The organism is Arthrobacter sp. NPDC090010, from assembly GCF_044748305.1.
Classification (GTDB): Bacteria; Actinomycetota; Actinomycetes; order Actinomycetales; family Micrococcaceae; genus Arthrobacter_E.
Window position 1 is genome coordinate 217,665 of the sequence record NZ_JBIVFT010000001.1, and the last position, 18,251, is coordinate 235,915.

At 66.2% G+C, this 18,251-nt stretch carries 15 protein-coding genes; 9 read left to right on the forward strand and 6 right to left on the reverse strand.

Annotated features, from left to right (window positions below; genetic code table 11):
* The first annotated feature begins 22 nt into the window (after nucleotides 1-22).
* From rplM to glmM, 3 genes are all read left to right on the forward strand, one after another.
* Entirely contained in the window at nucleotides 23-466 is a 444-nt protein-coding gene (gene rplM / locus ACIPXZ_RS01050; RefSeq protein ID WP_400590227.1) for a 50S ribosomal protein L13, read from the forward strand.
* A gap of 38 nt (nucleotides 467-504) precedes the next feature.
* Nucleotides 505-1,011 carry a 30S ribosomal protein S9 gene (gene rpsI / locus ACIPXZ_RS01055; RefSeq protein WP_400590229.1) on the forward strand — a complete coding sequence of 169 codons (507 nt, stop codon included), beginning with the start codon at nucleotides 505-507 and terminating at the stop codon, nucleotides 1,009-1,011.
* A gap of 349 nt (nucleotides 1,012-1,360) precedes the next feature.
* A complete protein-coding gene (gene glmM, locus ACIPXZ_RS01060; protein WP_400590231.1) occupies nucleotides 1,361-2,719 on the forward strand; it encodes a phosphoglucosamine mutase in 1,359 nt (452 codons plus the stop codon).
* Between the two features lie 80 nt (nucleotides 2,720-2,799).
* Here the strand turns inward: glmM and mscL are convergent, their stop codons facing one another.
* The 3 genes from mscL to coaA all read right to left on the reverse strand — a co-directional run bounded on the left by mscL (nucleotide 2,800) and on the right by coaA (nucleotide 5,086).
* Complete coding sequence (mscL, locus tag ACIPXZ_RS01065) at nucleotides 2,800-3,177, reverse strand: large conductance mechanosensitive channel protein MscL (RefSeq protein ID WP_400590233.1); 378 nt, start codon at nucleotides 3,175-3,177, stop codon at nucleotides 2,800-2,802.
* A gap of 113 nt (nucleotides 3,178-3,290) precedes the next feature.
* Nucleotides 3,291-4,121, reverse strand: coding sequence for a D-alanyl-D-alanine carboxypeptidase family protein (locus tag ACIPXZ_RS01070; RefSeq protein ID WP_400590235.1), 831 nt, complete (start codon nucleotides 4,119-4,121; stop codon nucleotides 3,291-3,293).
* The gene (coaA, locus tag ACIPXZ_RS01075; RefSeq protein ID WP_400590237.1) at nucleotides 4,121-5,086 is read right to left on the reverse strand and encodes a type I pantothenate kinase; all 966 of its coding nucleotides are present in this window, start codon (nucleotides 5,084-5,086) and stop codon (nucleotides 4,121-4,123) included. Before coaA ends, ACIPXZ_RS01070 begins: the two co-directional genes overlap by 1 nt.
* Nucleotides 5,087-5,153: 67 nt before the next feature.
* Between coaA and glmS the strand changes: the two genes are divergently transcribed.
* The 6 genes from glmS to ACIPXZ_RS01105 all read left to right on the forward strand — a co-directional run bounded on the left by glmS (nucleotide 5,154) and on the right by ACIPXZ_RS01105 (nucleotide 13,759).
* On the forward strand, nucleotides 5,154-7,058 hold the full coding sequence (glmS, locus tag ACIPXZ_RS01080) for a glutamine--fructose-6-phosphate transaminase (isomerizing) (protein ID WP_400590238.1): 1,905 nt from the start codon (nucleotides 5,154-5,156) through the stop codon (nucleotides 7,056-7,058).
* 4 nt (nucleotides 7,059-7,062) lie between these two features.
* Nucleotides 7,063-7,410: a holo-ACP synthase gene (locus ACIPXZ_RS01085; RefSeq protein WP_400590240.1), complete on the forward strand. Its 348-nt coding sequence runs from the start codon at nucleotides 7,063-7,065 to the stop codon at nucleotides 7,408-7,410.
* Between the two features lie 17 nt (nucleotides 7,411-7,427).
* A complete protein-coding gene (locus tag ACIPXZ_RS01090) occupies nucleotides 7,428-9,086 on the forward strand; it encodes an NAD(P)H-hydrate epimerase (RefSeq protein WP_400590242.1) in 1,659 nt (552 codons plus the stop codon).
* Nucleotides 9,074-11,197, forward strand: a complete 2,124-nt coding sequence (gene glgX, locus ACIPXZ_RS01095; RefSeq protein WP_400590244.1) for a glycogen debranching protein GlgX — start codon at nucleotides 9,074-9,076, stop codon at nucleotides 11,195-11,197. Before ACIPXZ_RS01090 ends, glgX begins: the two co-directional genes overlap by 13 nt.
* Nucleotides 11,198-11,366: 169 nt before the next feature.
* A complete protein-coding gene (mgrA, locus tag ACIPXZ_RS01100) occupies nucleotides 11,367-12,419 on the forward strand; it encodes an L-glyceraldehyde 3-phosphate reductase (RefSeq protein ID WP_400590246.1) in 1,053 nt (350 codons plus the stop codon).
* A gap of 254 nt (nucleotides 12,420-12,673) precedes the next feature.
* Nucleotides 12,674-13,759 (forward strand): inositol-3-phosphate synthase, encoded by a 1,086-nt coding sequence (locus ACIPXZ_RS01105; RefSeq protein ID WP_400590248.1) that lies wholly within the window; start codon nucleotides 12,674-12,676, stop codon nucleotides 13,757-13,759.
* 100 nt (nucleotides 13,760-13,859) lie between these two features.
* Here ACIPXZ_RS01105 and ACIPXZ_RS01110 read toward each other — a convergent pair whose 3' ends face one another.
* From ACIPXZ_RS01110 to mshA, 3 genes are all read right to left on the reverse strand, one after another.
* A complete protein-coding gene (locus ACIPXZ_RS01110) occupies nucleotides 13,860-14,966 on the reverse strand; it encodes a hypothetical protein (RefSeq protein WP_400590250.1) in 1,107 nt (368 codons plus the stop codon).
* A gap of 285 nt (nucleotides 14,967-15,251) precedes the next feature.
* Nucleotides 15,252-16,559 carry a DUF3100 domain-containing protein gene (locus tag ACIPXZ_RS01115; protein WP_400590251.1) on the reverse strand — a complete coding sequence of 436 codons (1,308 nt, stop codon included), beginning with the start codon at nucleotides 16,557-16,559 and terminating at the stop codon, nucleotides 15,252-15,254.
* 271 nt (nucleotides 16,560-16,830) lie between these two features.
* Nucleotides 16,831-18,060 carry a D-inositol-3-phosphate glycosyltransferase gene (gene mshA, locus ACIPXZ_RS01120; protein WP_400590253.1) on the reverse strand — a complete coding sequence of 410 codons (1,230 nt, stop codon included), beginning with the start codon at nucleotides 18,058-18,060 and terminating at the stop codon, nucleotides 16,831-16,833.
* Nucleotides 18,061-18,251 lie beyond the last annotated feature (191 nt).

Consider the following 18,251-nt stretch of genomic DNA (forward strand, 5'->3'; position numbering starts at 1 on the left):
GAACAAGAACGAGGCATACACCGTGCGTACGTACACCCCGAAGCCCGGCGATGTTGATCGCCAGTGGCACGTCATTGACGCAACCGACGTCGTCCTGGGCCGTCTTGCCAGCCACACCGCCAACCTGCTGCGCGGCAAGCACAAGCCGACCTTCGCCGCTCACATGGACATGGGCGATTTCGTCATCATCATCAACGCTGAGAAGGTCGCCCTGACCGGCGCCAAGCTCGAGCAGAAGCGCGCTTACCGCCACTCCGGTTACCCGGGCGGCCTGAAGAGCGTCAACTACGCCGAATTGCTCGAGAAGAACCCCGTTCTCGCCGTGCAGAAGGCCGTCAAGGGCATGCTTCCGAAGAACTCCTTGGCTGCCGCTCAGCTGACCAAGCTCAAGGTGTACCGCGGTGCCGAGCACCCGCACGCCGCCCAGCAGCCCAAGACTTTCGAAATCACCCAGGTCGCCCAGTAGTCCTGGCCACCACCCAACTTATTTTTTCAAGGAGAATCGTGGCTCAGAACGAAGAACTGACCACCGAGGCCGTTGAGGCCGAGGAGAACCCGACCAGCTACACCTCGGAGAGCGCCCCGGCGCAGGTTTCCGAGCAGAAGGAGCGCCCGGCCCTGACGGTGCCCGGCTCCGGTGTTGGTCGTCGCAAGGAGGCCATCGCCCGCGTGCGTGTGGTCCCCGGCACCGGCAAGTGGACCATCAACGGCCGCGAGCTGGACAACTACTTCCCGAACAAGCTGCACCAGCAGGAAGTCAACGAGCCGTTCCGCATCCTCGAGCTCGAGGGTGCCTACGACGTGATCGCCCGCATCCACGGTGGTGGCCCCTCCGGCCAGGCCGGCGCGCTGCGCCTCGGCATCGCCCGTTCCCTGAACGAGATCGACGTCGACAACAACCGTGCCACCCTGAAGAAGGCCGGCTTCCTCACTCGTGACGCCCGCGTCATCGAGCGTAAGAAGGCCGGTCTCAAGAAGGCCCGTAAGGCACAGCAGTACTCCAAGCGCTGATTTCTCAGCCTTCCCGAAAGGGCCGGTCGCGGAGCGACCGGCCCTTTCGGGTCCCTCGGCAGAAATCAGCGCTTGGCTCCACAAGCGCTGGCTGTCGGCCCCTCGGCGCAATTCAGCGCTTGGCTCCACAAGCGCTGAGGTTGTCGTCTTCCCAAAGGGCCGGTCGCAGAACGGCCGGCCCTTTCGGGTCCCTCGGCAGAAATCAGCGCTTGGCTCCACGAGCGTGTTGTTCTGTGGAGTTCTTCAAAGGCCCGGCCGCTGTTTGCGGCTGGGCCTTTGCCGTACCTGGGGCGCCCGTGAGGGGTGTGGGTCCCGGGGGTTTGGGCGCGGTCGGCTAGAATCTTGTTCGATGTCTAGATTATTTGGAACCGACGGTGTCCGGGGTCTGGCCAACGGCTTGCTGACCGCTGAACTCTCCCTGCAGATCGCTCAGGCCGCGGCTGTGGTCCTGGGACACGCGCGAACGGACGGGGCCCGCCCCCGTGCAGTCGTCGCCCGCGACCCTCGGGCCAGCGGTGAGTTCATCTCTGCGGCGGTTGAGGCCGGTCTGGCGAGCTCCGGCGTCGACGTCTACGATGCCGGCGTGCTGCCCACCCCCGCGGCCGCCTACCTGGTGGCCGATCTGCAGGCCGACTTCGGCGTCATGATCTCTGCGTCCCACAACCCGGCTCCGGACAATGGGATCAAGTTCTTCGCACGCGGCGGACACAAGCTGCCGGATGAGGTCGAGGACGCCATCGAGGCTCAGATGAAGATCGGCTTCGAGCGCCCGCAGGGTGCCGGTGTCGGACGTATCCGACGCTTCGCCGACGCCGAAGACCGTTACATCGTCCACCTGCTCCGTTCGATCGCGCCGCAGCGTCTCGAAGGGCTCACAGTGGTCCTGGACTGTGCCCACGGCGCGGCCAGTGGCTGTTCCCCTGAACTGTTCAAGGATGCGGGCGCCAAGGTCATCGTGATCGGTGCCGATCCGGACGGACTCAACATCAACGACGGGGTGGGGTCCACTCACCTGGGACCGCTGCAGGCCGCCGTGCTGAAGCATGGCGCCGATCTGGGCATCGCCCACGACGGCGACGCGGACCGCTGCCTGGCCGTCGACCACGAAGGCAACGAAGTGGACGGCGATCAGATCATGGCGATCCTCGCCGTGGCGCTCAAGGATGCCGGAAAGCTGAACGACGACACCCTGGTGGCGACCGTCATGAGCAACCTCGGCCTCAAGCTCGCCCTGCGGGATGCCGGTATCACCATCAAGGAGACCGCGGTCGGTGACCGCTACGTGCTCGAAGGCATGCGCGACGGCGGGTACAACCTGGGCGGCGAGCAGTCCGGCCACGTGATCTTCGCCGACTTCGCAACCACCGGTGACGGGCTGCTCACCGGCCTTCAGCTGGCAGCCCGGGTCGCGCGCACAGGCAAGAGCCTGAAGGAACTTGCGGAAGTCATGCACAAGTTGCCGCAGCTCATGATCAACGTCAAGGGTGTCGACAAGGCTCGCGCCACGCACGATCCGAACGTGGCCGCCGCGGTCGCCCGGGCCGAACAGGAGCTGGGGGAGACGGGCCGCGTCCTGCTGCGCCCCTCCGGCACCGAACCCGTGGTCCGTGTGATGGTGGAGGCCGCGGACATGGAGACTGCGACCCGTGTCTGCGAAGAACTCGCCGGGGTGGTCAAGGAGCACCTCGCCCTCGAACCGACCGCCTGAACAGCAGCCCTGACGCCGAAGGCCGCTCACCCGATGGGGTGAGCGGCCTTCGCGTTTCCGGGGAGAAGGGTGGGCTGGGGTCAGCGGTTCTTGAGTGAGTCGCGGATCTCGGTGAGCAGAGCGATCTGCGGATCCACGGTCTCTTCGTCCTCCTTGATGCCCAGCTTCGCGTTGCGGCGGGCGATCATGTGGTTCATCGGCATGACCACGGCGAAGTAGATGGCCGCGGCGATGAGCAGGAAGTTGACGAGTGCCGTGAGGAACACGCCGATCTTGATGCTGCCGAAGACGAGGAAGTTGTCGAAGTTGGGGGTGCCGAACATCATTGCGATGAGCGGCATGAGAATGTTCTCAACGAGAGCGGTGACAACGGCGCCGAAGGCGGCACCCATGACCACGGCCACAGCCAGGTCGACGACGTTGCCCTTCATGATGAAATCTTTGAAACCCTTGAGCATAGGCCCAAACTAACGCATCGGGAGCCTTCGAGGGTGGATAAAAGCTGACTTCTGATTAAACGTGTCGAGAAACATGACAAGTTGTCACAGGCCCGCGCGGCCATCGGGACGGCTCAGGCGTAGCCTGGAGCCGCCGGCAGGCCGAAGTACGTTTCCAGGTTCTTGATGCCCCGGGAGTGCATGTCCATCGCGGCCGGAACGCCGATGAAACGCAGGTGCCACGGCTCCGCGAGGTAGCCCGTCACGTGTTCCTGATCCATCTGGTACCGGACGATGAACCCGAACTCGTGTGCCCGGCGGGCCGCCCAGACGGCGGAGGGCTGGGCGGCGAAGCAGGGGAGGAATGCGCAGGCGCCGTCGCTGTCCTCCAGGTCGAAGGCCCAGCCGCTCTGATGCTCGGAGAAGCCGGGCCGCGCCGAGGCTGTGTCGGCGCTGGCCGTGCCCCGTGTGTCGGCATACGACTGGTAGAGACGCACCTGGGTCTCATAGGAGCGGTACCCGCTGCCCAGCACCATGCCCACGCCGTCCTTGCTGGCCGCGGCGAACATCTTCTCCGCGGCGTCCGCCGTCGTGGAGTTCAGCAGCGCCAGCTCGCCCTGCGCGGAGGTCAGGACGTCCGGGTGGCGCAGGTCGGCCGGGGCGAAGCTGAGGGGTCTCAGCGGCCGTCTCTTGTTCACGACCACCCAGGGGCTGCGAGGATCGTCGAAGGAATGCCGGGTGCCCGGGAGGCTGAGGTACGGTGCGGGCGGAGGACTGGGGGCCGCGGTGCGCGGTGCCGTCGGTGAGGGGGCCGGGGCGCGGACCACGGATGCGCTGCCCGACGGTGATGCTGAGGAGGTCGCGTTGCCGGACGCCGCCGTCGTCGGCGGTGAGCAGGCCGCCAAGGTGGCGGTGCCGATGCCCAGCAGGCCGGCACGGAGAATGTCCCTGCGACGCGATTCCATCAGACCTTCCTGAGCAGCATCCGGCGGATCGAATGATCTGAATCCTTGGTGAGGACCAGCTGAGCGCGGCCCCGCGTCGGCAGGACGTTGTGAACCAGATTGGGTTCATTGATCCTCTGCCAGATCCCGCGGGCCGTGGCTTCCGCCTCGGCATCACTGAGCGAGGCGTAGCGATGGAAGTAGGACTCCGGCTGCGAGAAGGCCGTGGTGCGCAGCTTGCGGAAGCGGTCCACGTACCACTGTTCGATGTACTGGGTCTTCGCATCGACGTAGATGGAGAAGTCGAAGAAGTCCGAAAGGGCGAGGCCGTGCCTGCCGTCCTGTCTGACCTGTGCGGGCGCCAGCACGTTGAGGCCTTCGACGATCAGCACATCAGGCCGGTGGACCACGACCTCACGCTCAGGGACGATGTCGTACGTGACATGGGAGTACCAAGGGGCCCGGACCTCCTCGGCGCCGCCTTTGACGGCGGTGACGAAGCGGAGGAGTGCCCTGCGGTCGTAGGACTCCGGGAAACCCTTGCGCTCCAGGAGATCTCGACGCCGAAGCTCTGCGAGGGGGTACAGGAAGCCGTCCGTGGTGATGAGCTCAACGTTCGGTGTACCCGGCCAGCGGCGCAGCATCTCGCGGAGCACACGGGCGATCGTCGACTTGCCGACGGCGACGGAACCGGCGACGCCGATCACGAACGGGGTGCGCTGCGTCCGTTCGCCGAGGAAGGTGGTGGTGGCGGAGTGCAACTGGCCCGCGGCCTCGACATACAGGTGCAGGAGGCGGGACAGCGGGAGATATACGTCACGCACCTCCGCCATGTCCAGAGGGTCGCCGAGACCGCGCAGCCGGTCCAGGTCTTCCTGGTTCAAGGGCTGCTCCATCTGCGCAGACAGCCGGGACCAGGTCTGACGGTCCAGCTCCACGAAAGGGGAGGCGCTGTCCGTCTGAGTGTCCGTACGGTGCAAACTCACCTAAGTGATTCTGCCCTCCCCGGCCCCCAGAATGAAATGGGACCCGTGGGCCGGTAGGCTTGAGTCCATGTGTGGAATTGTGGGATACACCGGTCGTTCCGCCGTGGCCGAGGCCGCGGGGCGCTCAGCTCTCGGCGTGGTACTCGAAGGCCTTCGCCGTCTTGAATACCGCGGATATGACTCCGCCGGCGTCGCCGTGCTCGACGGGGGCGGTGTGGCCGCCCGGAAGAAGTCCGGCAAGCTGGCCAACCTCCTCGGGGAACTGGAGGCGGAGCCGCTGCCCGAGTCGCTGACCGGAATCGGGCACACCCGCTGGGCGACCCACGGTGGGCCCAGCGACGTCAACGCTCACCCTCACCTCGCCGACGGCGGCAAGCTCGCGATGATCCACAACGGCATCATCGAGAACTACGCCGGGATCAAGCAGGAACTCGCCGCGCAGGGCGTGGAGTTCCTCTCGCAGACCGACACCGAGGTGGCGGCCGCGCTGCTCGGCGCCACCTACCGGAAGCTTGCCGACGGCGCCATGAAGGGCGATTCCGGCACGGCCATCCTCACTGAGGCCATGCGTCAGGCCTGCCAGCGTTTCGAGGGTGCCTTCACCCTTCTGGCCATTCACGCGGACGCCCCCGAAGCGGTCGTCGCCGCCCGCCGCAACTCGCCGCTCGTGGTGGGACTGGGTGACGGTGAGAACTTCCTCGGCTCCGATGTCTCCGGCTTCATCGATCACACCCGCCGCGCCGTGGAGCTCGGTCAGGATCAGATCGTCACCATCACCCCGGAGAACATGGAGATCACGGACTTCTTCGGGAACCCCGCCGAGGGCCGTGAGTACCACGTGGACTGGGATCCGTCCTCCGCCGAGAAGGACGGCTACCCGTCCTTCATGGAGAAGGAGATCCACGATCAGCCGGAGGCGGTGGCCAACACCTTGCTGGGCCGTGCCGACACCAACGGCAATCTGACCCTGGACGAGCTGCGCATCGATCCCGAGCTGCTGAAGTCGGTCAACAAGATCATCGTCCTCGCCTGTGGCACCTCCGCCTATGCGGGGCAGGTCGCCAAGTATGCCATCGAGCACTGGTGCCGGATCCCCACCGAAGTCGAACTCAGCCACGAGTTCCGCTACCGGGACCCGATCGTGGACGGGAACACCCTGATCGTCTCCATCTCCCAGTCCGGTGAGACCATGGACACGCTGATGGCCGTGCGTTACGCCCGCGAACAGGGCGCGAAAACGGTGGCCATCTGCAACACCAACGGCTCCACCATCCCGCGTGAGTCTGACGCCGTGCTGTACACCCACGCCGGTCCGGAGATCGCAGTGGCTTCCACCAAGGCCTTCCTGGCGCAGATCACCGCCGCCTATCTGCTGGGCCTGTACCTGGCACAGCTGCGCGGGAACAAGTTCAAGGGCGAGATCAAGGACATCCTGTCCGATCTGGGCAAGATCCCGGCGAAGATCACCGACATCCTGGAACGCGAAGAGGACATCAAGTCCCTGGGCCGGAACATGGCAGAAGCCAAGTCGGTGCTGTTCCTCGGCCGTCACGTCGGTTTCCCGGTGGCCATGGAAGGTGCGCTCAAGCTCAAGGAGCTGGCCTACATCCATGCCGAAGGTTTTGCAGCCGGTGAGCTCAAGCACGGCCCGATCGCCCTGATCGAGGACGGCCAGCCGGTCTTCGTAGTGGTGCCGTCCCCGCGCGGCCGCGACTCCCTGCACGCGAAGGTCGTCTCCAATATCCAGGAGGTCCGCGCCCGTGGTGCCCGGACCATCGTCATCGCGGAGGAAGGCGACACGGATGTGGCCGCCTACGCCGAGCACGTCTTCTACGTGCCGGAGACCCCGCCGCTGCTCGCACCGTTGCTGACCACAGTTCCGCTGCAGCTCTTCGCAGCGGCCCTGGCCGAGGCCAAGGGCTACGACGTGGACCAGCCCCGGAACCTGGCCAAGAGCGTGACCGTAGAATAGCGCCATGATCGTTGGAATCGGCGTGGACGTGGTGGACATCGAACGCTTCAAGCGGCAGCTGGAGCGGACTCCGGGCTTGCGCGAGAGACTGTTCGTCCCAGCGGAGCGGGAACTGAACGACCGCTCACTGGCGGCGCGCTTCGCGGCCAAGGAGGCAGCGGCGAAGGTGCTCGGGGCGCCTGCCGGCATGAACTGGCAGGACTGCTGGATCGGGCTTTCCGCGGAGGGGCCGACCATCCAGGTGAAGGACACGGTGAAGGCCGTGGCCGATGCCAAGGGGATCAAGCAGTGGCACCTCTCCATGAGCCACGACGGCGGCATCGCCACCGCGATGGTCGTGGCGGAACGCTGAAGAACACGAGCAACTAGATGATCGGCGCCTATTCCGCGGATCAGGTGCGGGCCGCAGAGCGGCCGGCCCTGGCCGCTGGGATGGGCGCCGAACTCATGTCCCGGGCCGCCTTCGCCGTGGCTCAGCAGACACTCGGGCTGCTCCGGTCTCAGAGGGGCCGGCTGGCCGGCTCTCGCGCGGTCGCCCTGGTCGGCAAGGGGAACAACGGTGGCGACGGGTTGTGGACCCTGACCTTTCTCGCCCGCCGTGGGCTGGCGGTGACCGCGCTGCTGATGGAGGAGACCTGCCATCGGGAAGGACTCGCCGCACTGAGGGCAGCGGGTGGCACGGTGCTGTGGCTGAGCGGAGCCCCGGGGCCTGAGGACGGCGCCGCGAGCCCGGCCGAGGCGCGGGCACTCTGTCTGCGGTCCGACGTCGTCATCGATGCGATTCTGGGTACGGGAGCCCGCGGCGGGCTGCGCGGGCTCGCTGCGGAGCTGGTGTCGGCTCTCGCCGAGGACCAGCGGGTGCCTGGATACCTGCCGCCCGTCGTGGCGTGTGACATCCCCAGTGGCGTGGACGCCGGGACGGGAGAGTGCTCCGGCCCGGTGCTGCGGGCGACGTTGACGGTCACCTTCGTCGGGGCGAAAGCCGGCCTGTTCCTGCCGCCCGGTGCACAGAGCTGCGGCCGCATCTCGGTGGTCCCGCTCGGAGTGGAGGCCGCCTTGGGTGAGCCGCTCGTCCGCCGTCTGGAGTCTGAGGACCTGGGCGAGCTGCTGCCCCGCCCGTCCGCGAACGGACACAAGTACACGAGAGGCGTGCTCGGTGTCGTGGCCGGTTCCGAGGAGTATCCCGGGGCGGCAGTACTGGCCTGCTCCGGAGCGCTCGCGGCCGGGGCAGGGATGGTCCGCTATTACGGGCCCCCGCCCGTGGCCGCACTGGTCAGCAGTGTGCTGCCGGAGGTCGTCTGTCATAGTGGCACGGCCGTGCCAGGAAGAGTTCAGGCGTGGCTCCTCGGCCCGGGAGTCTCGGGCGGCGAGCAACTGGCCCGGTGCCGGGCCGCCCTGGCGCAGGAGCTCCCCACGGTCCTTGACGCCGGGGCCTTGCACCTCCTGAACGAGGGCATTGCCGGACGGGCAGATCTGGTCCTGACCCCGCACGCCGGTGAGCTGGCGGAATTGCTGGGGCGGTTCGGACAGCCGCGGGAACGTTCCGTGGTGGAGGCCCGGGCACTGGACTCCCTCCGGGACGCCGTACGGCTCAGCGGCTGCACCGTGCTTCTGAAGGGCCCCCAGACCCTGACAGGCTCTCCTGACGGTGCGATCCACTCGCAGGCGGATGGCACGCCATGGTTGGCGACCGCAGGCAGCGGCGACGTCCTGGCCGGTGTCCTCGGTGCCCTGCTGGCGCAGGCGCCGCCCTCGTCGCCCGATGCGGAGACAACGGAGGTCCCCGGACGATGGGCGCGCGTGGCGGCTCTCGCCGCTGCGGTGCACGGAAGGGCGGGCAGGATCGCCACCGGTGAGTCCTCCGGGGGCTCCGGCCGTCCGGTCACCGCTCGCGATGTGGCACGTGCCGTGCCCCTGGTGTGGGACGAAACGTCGCACGACCGTAGCCCTGACGTCACCTCGGCCGGATACGGTGAGCCCTCAGGAAGAAGTGACCCTACAAGGAGGCAGTCCGCGTGGAGAACGTGAACCAGCAGCAGGTCTGGCCCGGCAAGGCGTACCCCCTGGGTGCGAGCTACGACGGGGCGGGCACGAACTTCGCCCTGTTCAGCGAGCGGGCCGAAGCCGTGGAATTGTGCCTTCTGGAGGACGACGGCACGGAACAGCGGATCGCGCTGACCGAAGTGGACGGTTACGTCTGGCACGCTTATCTGCCGTCGATCAAGCCGGGACAGAAATACGGCTACCGGGTCTCCGGCCCCTATGAACCGGAACAGGGCAATCGCTTCAACCCGGCCAAACTCCTGCTCGACCCGTATGCCAAGGCGGTCGCCGGTCAGGTGGACTGGGACGCGGCGCTGTTCAGCTATGACCACGAGGATCCCACGCAGCGCAATGACGAGGATTCCGCGCCGCACATGATGCTGGGCGTGGTCATCAACCCGTACTTCGACTGGGCCGGGGATCAGCGACCGGGCACGCCATACCACCAGAGCGTCATCTACGAGGCTCATGTCCGAGGGCTGACCATGCTCCACCCGGACGTCCCGGAGGCGCAGCGCGGCAGTTACGCGGGGCTGGCTCACCCGGCGGTCCTCAAGCACCTGCAGGAGATCGGTGCGACCGCCATCGAATTGATGCCGGTGCACCAGTTCGTCAACGACTCCGTGCTCCAGGACAAAGGGCTGTCCAACTACTGGGGCTACAACACCATCGGTTTCTTCGCCCCGCACAACAGGTACTCGTCCAGCGGCGACCAGGGGGAGCAGGTCCAGGAGTTCAAGGCCATGGTGCGGGATCTGCATCGGGCCGGAATCGAAGTCATCCTGGATGTGGTCTACAACCACACGGCGGAGGGCAACCATCTGGGACCGACGCTTTCCTTCCGCGGCATCGACAACGCCGCCTACTACCGGCTGACGGATGATGACCCGCAGTACTACATGGACTACACCGGCACAGGGAACTCCCTGAACGCACGCAATCCGCATTCACTGCAATTGCTCATGGACTCGCTGCGGTACTGGGTCACTGAGATGCATGTGGATGGTTTCCGCTTCGACCTGGCCGCCACGCTGGCACGGGAGTTCTACGACGTGGACAAGCTCTCCAGCTTCTTCGAACTGGTGCAGCAGGATCCGGTGGTGTCGCAGGTCAAACTCATCGCCGAGCCCTGGGACGTCGGTCCCGGCGGTTACCAGGTGGGCAACTTCCCGCCGCAGTGGACGGAATGGAACGGCAAGTACCGGGACACCGTACGAGACTTCTGGCGTGGTGAACCGGCCACCTTCGGCGAGTTCGCCTCGCGGCTGACAGGTTCCGCCGACCTGTATGAACACTCCGGACGCCGTCCGGTCGCCTCCATCAACTTCGTCACGGCCCATGACGGCTTCACCCTGCGGGACCTGGTGTCCTACAACGAGAAGCACAATGAGGCCAACGGCGAGGACAACCGTGACGGGGAGTCCCACAACCGTTCCTGGAACTGCGGCGTCGAGGGGCCCACCGAGGACCCCGCGGTCCTTGCGCTGCGGGCGCGGCAGCAACGGAACCTTCTGGCGTCGCTCCTGCTTTCCCAGGGGGTGCCGATGATCCTGCACGGGGATGAACTGGGCCGGACCCAGGACGGCAACAACAACGCCTACTGTCAGGACTCGCCCCTCAGCTGGGTGCACTGGGATGAGCTGGACGCGGAGCTGGTGGCCTTCACGGGGGCCGTCAGCAAACTGCGTCACGAGCACCCGGTGTTCCGCCGTCGTCGCTTCTTCGACGGGCGTCCCTCGACCAGCGCCGAGGGCGAGCTGCTGCCCGACGTCGTCTGGCTGGACACGGATGGCACGCAGATGACGGACGAGGACTGGAACAACGGCTTCGCCCGGACTCTCGCGATGTTCCTCAACGGCGGTGCGATTCAGGCACCGGGGGAGCGGGGCGAGGAGATCCTGGACGACGACTTCATGCTGTGCTTCAACGCGCACGACGACGAGGTGGACTTCACGCTTCCGGCCGAGAACTTCGCAGCATCGTGGACTCCGGTGCTGGACACCTCGGGCCGCGAGTGCAGGGGGACTCTCGCCGCGCGGGCCACAGTCAAAGTCGCGGCGAAGTCGATGGTCGTGTTGCAGGGCTGGCGCGGCTAGCCCTCTCGTGCTTCTCGTTCCTCGCGAGACGCCAGTTGAGCACAGTTCGGGACGGGAACACTGTGCTCAACTGGCATCTCGCGAGGGAGCTGGCTGAGGGGTGCCAGCAGGTGTTTCACGATGCGGAACGGCGCTCGCCGTCGGGTTACTCGAGTGGCAGGATGAGAATGTGAGCTACCTTGCATCCCCTCAGCGTTACGAGACCATGCCCTACCGCCGCGTCGGCCGCAGCGGCCTGAAGCTGCCCGCCATCTCGCTCGGTCTGTGGCACAACTTCGGCGACGACAAGAACTTCGAAACGCAGCGGGCCATCCTGCGCCGCGCCTTCGATCTTGGCGTGACCCACTTCGACCTCGCGAACAACTATGGACCGCCTCCCGGAAGCGCCGAGAGCAACTTCGGACGTCATCTCGCCGAGGACTTCCGGCCCTATCGTGACGAGCTGGTGATTTCCACCAAGGCCGGCTACCACATGTGGGACGGCCCCTACGGAGAATGGGGCTCCCGCAAGTACCTGATCTCTAGCCTGGACGCCTCCCTGAAGCGCATGGGACTGGACTACGTGGACATCTTCTACAGTCACCGCCCGGACCCCGACACCCCGCTCGAAGAGACCATGGGCGCGTTGGACTTCGCCGTCCGCTCGGGGCGGGCCATGTATGCGGGCATCTCCTCCTACACCCCGGAGCAGACCCTGGAAGCGGCACGGATCCTCAAGGAACTTGGAACTCCACTGCTGATCCACCAGCCGAGCTACTCGATGCTGAACCGCTGGACCGAGGACGGCAGCCCCAATCTGTATGAGGCGCTGGAGCAGGTCGGAGCCGGCTGCATCGCGTTCTCGCCCCTGGCCCAGGGCATGCTCACGGACCGTTACCTCCAGGGTGTGCCCGCTGATTCCCGCGCCGCACAGGAGCGCTTCCTCAGTGCGGATGCCCTGACCGAAGAGAAGATGGCGCGCGTGCGTGGGCTCAATGGGATCGCTGCCGGTCGCGGCCAGAGCCTGGCGCAGATGGCGATCGCCTGGATCTTGCGGAATCAGCCGAAGGGCGCCCCGGTGACCTCCGCGCTGGTGGGCGCATCGAGCGTGCGTCAGCTGGAGGACACTCTGGGCGCGTTGGACCGGCTCGATTTCACCGAGGAGGAGCTGACCGCGATCGACGAGTTCGCCGTCGAATCCGATATCAACCGCTGGGCGCCCGCCAAGCACAGCAACTCCTGAACCGTCACTCGGCGATGGACGACGACGGCGGGAGACCGCCGTCGTCGTCCATCATGCGGAGGCGGGACTAAAAACGGGCCGTCCGGTGTTGTGCTTGTGCTGGGAGGTTTCTGTCCGTCCCGGCACGTTCGATAGACTGCTGAGGCGTTCCGGCCCGTTGTCCGTGACACGGTGTGGACGCTTCGCCGCTCCTGTCCGCCGCCACCTCCGGTCCGGACCGGGGCCCGCGGTTCAAGATCTGACTAAGGAGTTCCGTGCCGTCACATCCCATTCGCGTTGCCATCGTCGGTGTTGGCAACTGCGCCGCCTCACTGGTTCAAGGCGTCGAGTACTACAAGGACGCCGACCCCAAAAGCACTGTTCCGGGCTTGATGCACGTCGAGTTCGGCCCGTATCACGTGGGGGACGTGCAGTTTGTGGCGGCTTTCGACGTCGATTCCAAGAAGGTGGGTCTCGATCTCGCCGATGCGATCGGCGCGAGCGAGAACAACACGATCAAGATCGCGGACGTGCCCAGCACGGGTGTGACGGTTCAGCGTGGTCACACCCTGGACGGCCTGGGACGCTACTACCGCGAGACCATCGTCGAGGCACCGGAGGAACCGGTTGACGTGGTCGCGGCACTCAAGGCCGCCGAAGCGGACGTCATGGTCTGCTACCTGCCCGTGGGCAGTGAGGAAGCCGCCAAGTTCTACGCGCAGTGCGCCATCGACGCCGGAGTCGCTTTCGTCAATGCGCTTCCCGTCTTCATCGCCGGAACCCCGGAGTGGGCCGCGAAGTTCGAGGCAGCCAAGCTCCCGATCGTGGGCGACGACATCAAGAGCCAGATCGGTGCCACCATCACGCACCGCGTCATGGCGAAGCTCTTCGAAGACCGCGGCGTGACCCTGGACCGGACGTACCAGCTGAACGTCGGCGGCAACATGGACTTCAAGAACATGCTGGAGCGCGACCGCCTGGAATCCAAGAAGATCTCCAAGACGCAGGCCGTGACCTCCAACGTCGAGGCCGAGCTGCGGGCCGATGACGTCCACATCGGCCCGTCCGACTACGTCGCCTGGCTCGATGACCGCAAGTGGGCGTTCGTCCGCCTGGAAGGCCGTAACTTCGGTGACGCTCCGGTGTCGTTGGAATACAAGCTGGAGGTCTGGGACTCCCCGAACTCGGCCGGAGTGATCATCGACGCCATCCGTGCCGCCAAGATCGGTCTGGACCGCGGTGTGGGCGGACCGCTGCTCTCCGCCTCAAGCTACTTCATGAAGTCTCCGCCTGAGCAGGCCAACGACACCGTGGCCCGCGAGAATGTGGAAGCCTTCATCCGCGGCGAGCGCGAACGCTGAGCCGTTCCGGCATAACGAACAACGCGGGGTCATTTCCGGCCCGATGTCCACAAGGAATCGGGCCGGAAATGACCCCGCGTTGTTTAATGTCGCGGCGTTGTCAGCGGCGGCCGGTTTGCAGGCCTGCCCGGCCCATGGCGTCCGCGTAGGAACGGCCCATGTCGATCAGCCATTCGGTCTGGCGCTCCTTGGAACCCGCAAAGCTGCGACCGTGCAGCGAGCGGGCCTTGTAGACCTTCAGGCCGCGACGCCAGATGAGCGGGTTGTCAGTCTTCAGCAGCATCTGGGCGAGACGGTTGGCCTCGGTGCCGTGGGCCACGATCGCGGAAACGCGCGGGAGCAGGCGCATCAGGGTGAGCAACGGCTTGAGGCCGGCGTTCACCTGTTCGGGGGTGAGCTTGCCGTTGGACTCGCCCGGAGTGAACCACGGGTGGGTGTTCCACGGCAGGAGCCATTCCGGACGGAGCCCGAGCTGGAACTGCAGACCGAGCAGGCGGGTGGCCGCGGCGTCGTCGCCGGCCCAGACGGTGCCGTTCGGTGAGGCTTCGCTGTTGTTGGAGAAAAGCGAGACGATCCGTGCCTCGTCGGCGGAGTGCATCGGGTCCACGTAGGGGACCTCGAAACCCGGGCGGAGCTTGCGCAGCAATTCGACGTGTTCATTGACGACGGCGATGTGCGGGGCGAAGAAGGGGCTGTCCGGGCGGCTCGGCGCGGGCTCCGGTGCGTCTTTGTCCGCGGGGGCTTCGGCTTCCGGGGCCGTTTCCACAGCGACGGCGGTGACTGCCTCGACAGCTGCTCCGTCGGCGAGATCCGCGTCGTCGATGTCGTCCGTCGGCGCCTCGGGGAGGGAGACTGCGGTCGGCTGGGGTTCGAGGCGGCGGGTGATCACCGGACCGGCCTTGGGCGCGGTCTTGGAAACCTTCCGGACGGCGGCCTTCGTGGTCGACGTGTCTTCGGCTCGTGCGCTCGTGCTGGCTTTCGCAGTCACGGACTTCCGAGATGCGGACTTCTTGGGTGCGGAGGCGTCGAGATCGTCATCTTCGTCTTCGACGAAGAGGTCGTCCAGCATGCGGTCGAGTTCGTCGTAACCGCTGTCGAAGTCGTTCTCGGCGTTGTGGACGTGGCCGAAACCCTCGTCGTAGCGGGAGGTACGACTGCCGTCGTAATCCTCATCCTCGAAATAATCCGTGTCAGCCAGGGCGGTCATGAGGGCAGGGCTCTCCTCGGGTCAAGCAGGGGCCGCATCCGGACGCGCAGAGGCACGCCCGGTGAAAGCCGGGAAGTGGGGGAGGGGTGCCCACCGGAATGCCGGTGAGACCACCAATCCTAGCAAGCCGCGGGACTCTTTCAGCGCCGTCGTGGCCGAAATCTCTTCTCTTACAGACCTGGGGCCGAGGCAAGCCCGGGACACGGAGCGCCCGTCGGGCACAGTGCAGGCCCTACGCGAATTCGCGGGGGGCCTGCGCTTCCGGAAGTGGCGGGGCGGGCCGGCTCAGAGGTGGATCACGAACTGTGCCAGGGCTGCGGCGGCCACGAAGCTGGCCGTGAAGGTGATGCAGGCGATCACCACCAGCCTCCAGTTCAGCGTCTTGAGGGCATTGACGTCGCGTCCGATGTTCAGGCCCAGCATCGCAATGGAGGCGAGACCCACGAACAGGGGATTGAAGTCTTTCGTCACGGACACCAGCACTGAGGAGAACGGCATGAACGGTGCCGTCACGAGAGTGGCCAGGGCGAGGACCCAGACGCTCGGCGGGACGTTCGGCAACACCTTGCTCAGAAGGAACGCGATGGCCGTCAGAACGCCCAGCAGCAGAATGCCGGTGATCTGGCTGGGAGCGAACTTGTGGGTGCCGATCACATTGAGCATCAAACCGACCGCGAGGCTCGCGACGAAGACGAGAATCCATTGCTTCGAACCCATGGCGACTTCGGGGTCCTTGATCACCGCGGTGACGTCGAGCTTCTCGGTGCTGTCATCCGCCTTCCGGGCGGCGGGTCGGACGGCTGTGCCCTTGGGTCCAACGCGCTGCCCTTCGTCGTCACGCCGGAACAACCGGGACCAGAAGCGGTAGAGGCGCTGGGAGATGGGCAAGGAGACGAAGACCCCGGCATAGAAGCCCACCAAGTTGGTCACGAGATTGGACAGCCCCGCCAACGCCAGGATTTCGGCCGCCTGATCAGGGTGGATGGCGGAGAGCGCGGCCGCTCCGCCGAGCATCATGGAGCCTGAACCAAGCCCCAGGCCGAGTGCCAGAGACCGGACATCGAAGATGCCCAACCCGCCGAGGAAACCAGCAAGGAGCGAGATGAAGACGGCGCCGAAGACGCTGCCGAGGAGCCAGACGGAGAAGACACCGCGGTAGACGGGGGACTTCACCCCGAACTTCTGGAGTGCGTATGCAAGGTAGGACTCGCGGTCGATCGCCCAGGTGGCGCCGATGGCTGCCTTGCCGAGCCCGAGGGCAACCGCCACCGGCAGGGCCAGGATGACCGTGCCGAAGATGTGGCCCACTTCCTGCAGGACGATGGCCGGGCCGATGGTGCTCAGCTTGCCCAGAGACGGTCCCACTCCCACGCCCAGAGCCGCCAGGAAGAGCACGATACTGACGTTCAGGAGCACGGAGTTGACGGCACGGTTCTGGCCGGACAGCGGCTTCCAGCGTTGAATCCCGATGACGGCACCCATCAACACGGCCCAGAGAACGGGCTGGAGCACGATGGCCGCGCTGCCGAGCGGGATCGTGTAAGTGCCCACCAGGATCGCAGCGGAACAGATCACCGCTGACAGGAGGATCATCGAGGTCCATTGCCGGGCGGTCGGGGAGAACCACCGGGAATCGGTTGAGGATGAACCGTGTGGTGCGGAATGCGCCGCCGGCGTGGATTCTGTGTGGTGAGACATCGGACGGTGGCCTTTGGAGGAGGAGAGGCCGGGGAGGATCCGGCATTTTGGTATACAGAAAAGTGTAAGCCTTGTCACAATTCCCCCGCAAGGGCCTCTTTAGGCCAAAAGGGCGGAGTGGCAAAAGTGCTTTCGGAATACCAAAAAGCTCATCCGTGGCGTGAGTTCAGACCGTCAGGCTCGGAACCCCGGTCAGGGCGCGTCCATAGGCGCCCAGGGTGGCCCGTGCCGCGCGGTCCCAGCCGAACGCCGCTGCATGCCGCACGGCTCCTGCTGAGAGCACGGCGCGGAACGCGACGTCGTCGTGCAGCCGCTCCAGCGCGGCGGCCCAGGCCGTGATGCGGTGGTCCTCCAGCAGGAGGCCGCTGACGCCGTCGGCGACGGCCTCGCTGAGCCCGCCGACGCGGGTCGCGAGCACCGGGGTCCCGCAGGCCTGGGCCTCCAGCGCCACGAGCCCGAAGGACTCGCTGTAGGAGGGCATGGCCACCACATCGGCCGCGCGGAACCAGTCCGCGAGCTCGGCACGAGGAACCGCGTCGAGGCGCGTGACGATGTCGCGTACCCCGCAGGATTCGATGAACGAGTCGATGTCGTATTGCCGGGCCCCGCTCTGCTCCCCGAGCAGAGTCACCCGCAGGGGGATGTCAGGCCGCCGGGCACGCAACGCGGCGGCAGCATGGACGAGGACGTGTGGACCCTTGAGCCGCTGCATGCGACCGGCGAACACGACGTGGAACTCGCCGTCTGAGGCGGCCCGGGCTGCCGTCCTCGGGGTGAAGACGTCCAGATCCACGCCGGGCGCCACGATGTCGATCAGCTCGGGAGAAGCGTCGTAGTGCGATTGCAGCTCCCTGGCTTCCGTGGGCGTATTGGCCACGAGCCGGGCGGCCCGGTCCACGATCAGCTGCTCGCCCTGTTCCCGGTTCTCGGGCTCGGCATGTTCCCCGGAGTGAAGATGCTGATTCTTCACCCGGGCCATGGTGTGCATCGTGTGGACCAGCGGCACGTCCCAGTCCCGGGCGAGGTGGACGCCGGCGACCCCGGAAAGCCAGTAGTGCGAGTGGATGACCTGATAGTGCCCTTGCGGCTGGGAGGCCCGGATGGCGGAGATCTCATCGGCCATCTGATGGATCAGCCCCGGCAGTTGCTCTTTGGGAATGCGCCGGACAGGCCCGGCCTGGATGTTGTGAACGCAGACGCCGGCCTCAGGGTGCTCGACGCTGGGCTGCCCAGGGGAGACCGCGCGAGTGAAGACCTCGACCTCGGTTCCCGCGGCCGCCAGTGAGGAGGCGAGCGAGCGGACGTAGACGTTCATCCCTCCCGCGTCCCCGGTGCCGGGCTGTTCCAGAGGGGAAGTGTGCAGGGAGAGGAACGCGACGCGGCTGATCTGCGGCATGATGTTCCCTGGCTCCTGCTGGTATCGGCGGACTGATGATGCCCCCTTGGCTGACTTTACCGCTCCGGGGCGGCGTGGCCGAAGCCTCATCCCCGTTCGTCAAGCTGAGAGGAACGGCAGAAGCCCCGTACTAGGCTTAACGGGTGACTTCTGAGACCCCTGCCTCCCCGAGCGTGACGGACGCCGCAGTA

Coding starts and splice junctions, on each gene's coding strand:
- glmM (WP_400590231.1), top strand. CDS start 1,361: ATGTCTAGATTATTTGGAACCGACGGTGTCCGGGGTCTGGCCAACGGC.
- mscL (WP_400590233.1), bottom strand. CDS start 3,177: ATGCTCAAGGGTTTCAAAGATTTCATCATGAAGGGCAACGTCGTCGAC.
- ACIPXZ_RS01070 (WP_400590235.1), bottom strand. CDS start 4,121: ATGGAATCGCGTCGCAGGGACATTCTCCGTGCCGGCCTGCTGGGCATC.
- glmS (WP_400590238.1), top strand. CDS start 5,154: ATGTGTGGAATTGTGGGATACACCGGTCGTTCCGCCGTGGCCGAGGCC.
- ACIPXZ_RS01085 (WP_400590240.1), top strand. CDS start 7,063: ATGATCGTTGGAATCGGCGTGGACGTGGTGGACATCGAACGCTTCAAG.
- ACIPXZ_RS01090 (WP_400590242.1), top strand. CDS start 7,428: ATGATCGGCGCCTATTCCGCGGATCAGGTGCGGGCCGCAGAGCGGCCG.
- ACIPXZ_RS01110 (WP_400590250.1), bottom strand. CDS start 14,966: ATGACCGCCCTGGCTGACACGGATTATTTCGAGGATGAGGATTACGAC.
- ACIPXZ_RS01115 (WP_400590251.1), bottom strand. CDS start 16,559: ATGATCCTCCTGTCAGCGGTGATCTGTTCCGCTGCGATCCTGGTGGGC.
- mshA (WP_400590253.1), bottom strand. CDS start 18,060: ATGCCGCAGATCAGCCGCGTCGCGTTCCTCTCCCTGCACACTTCCCCT.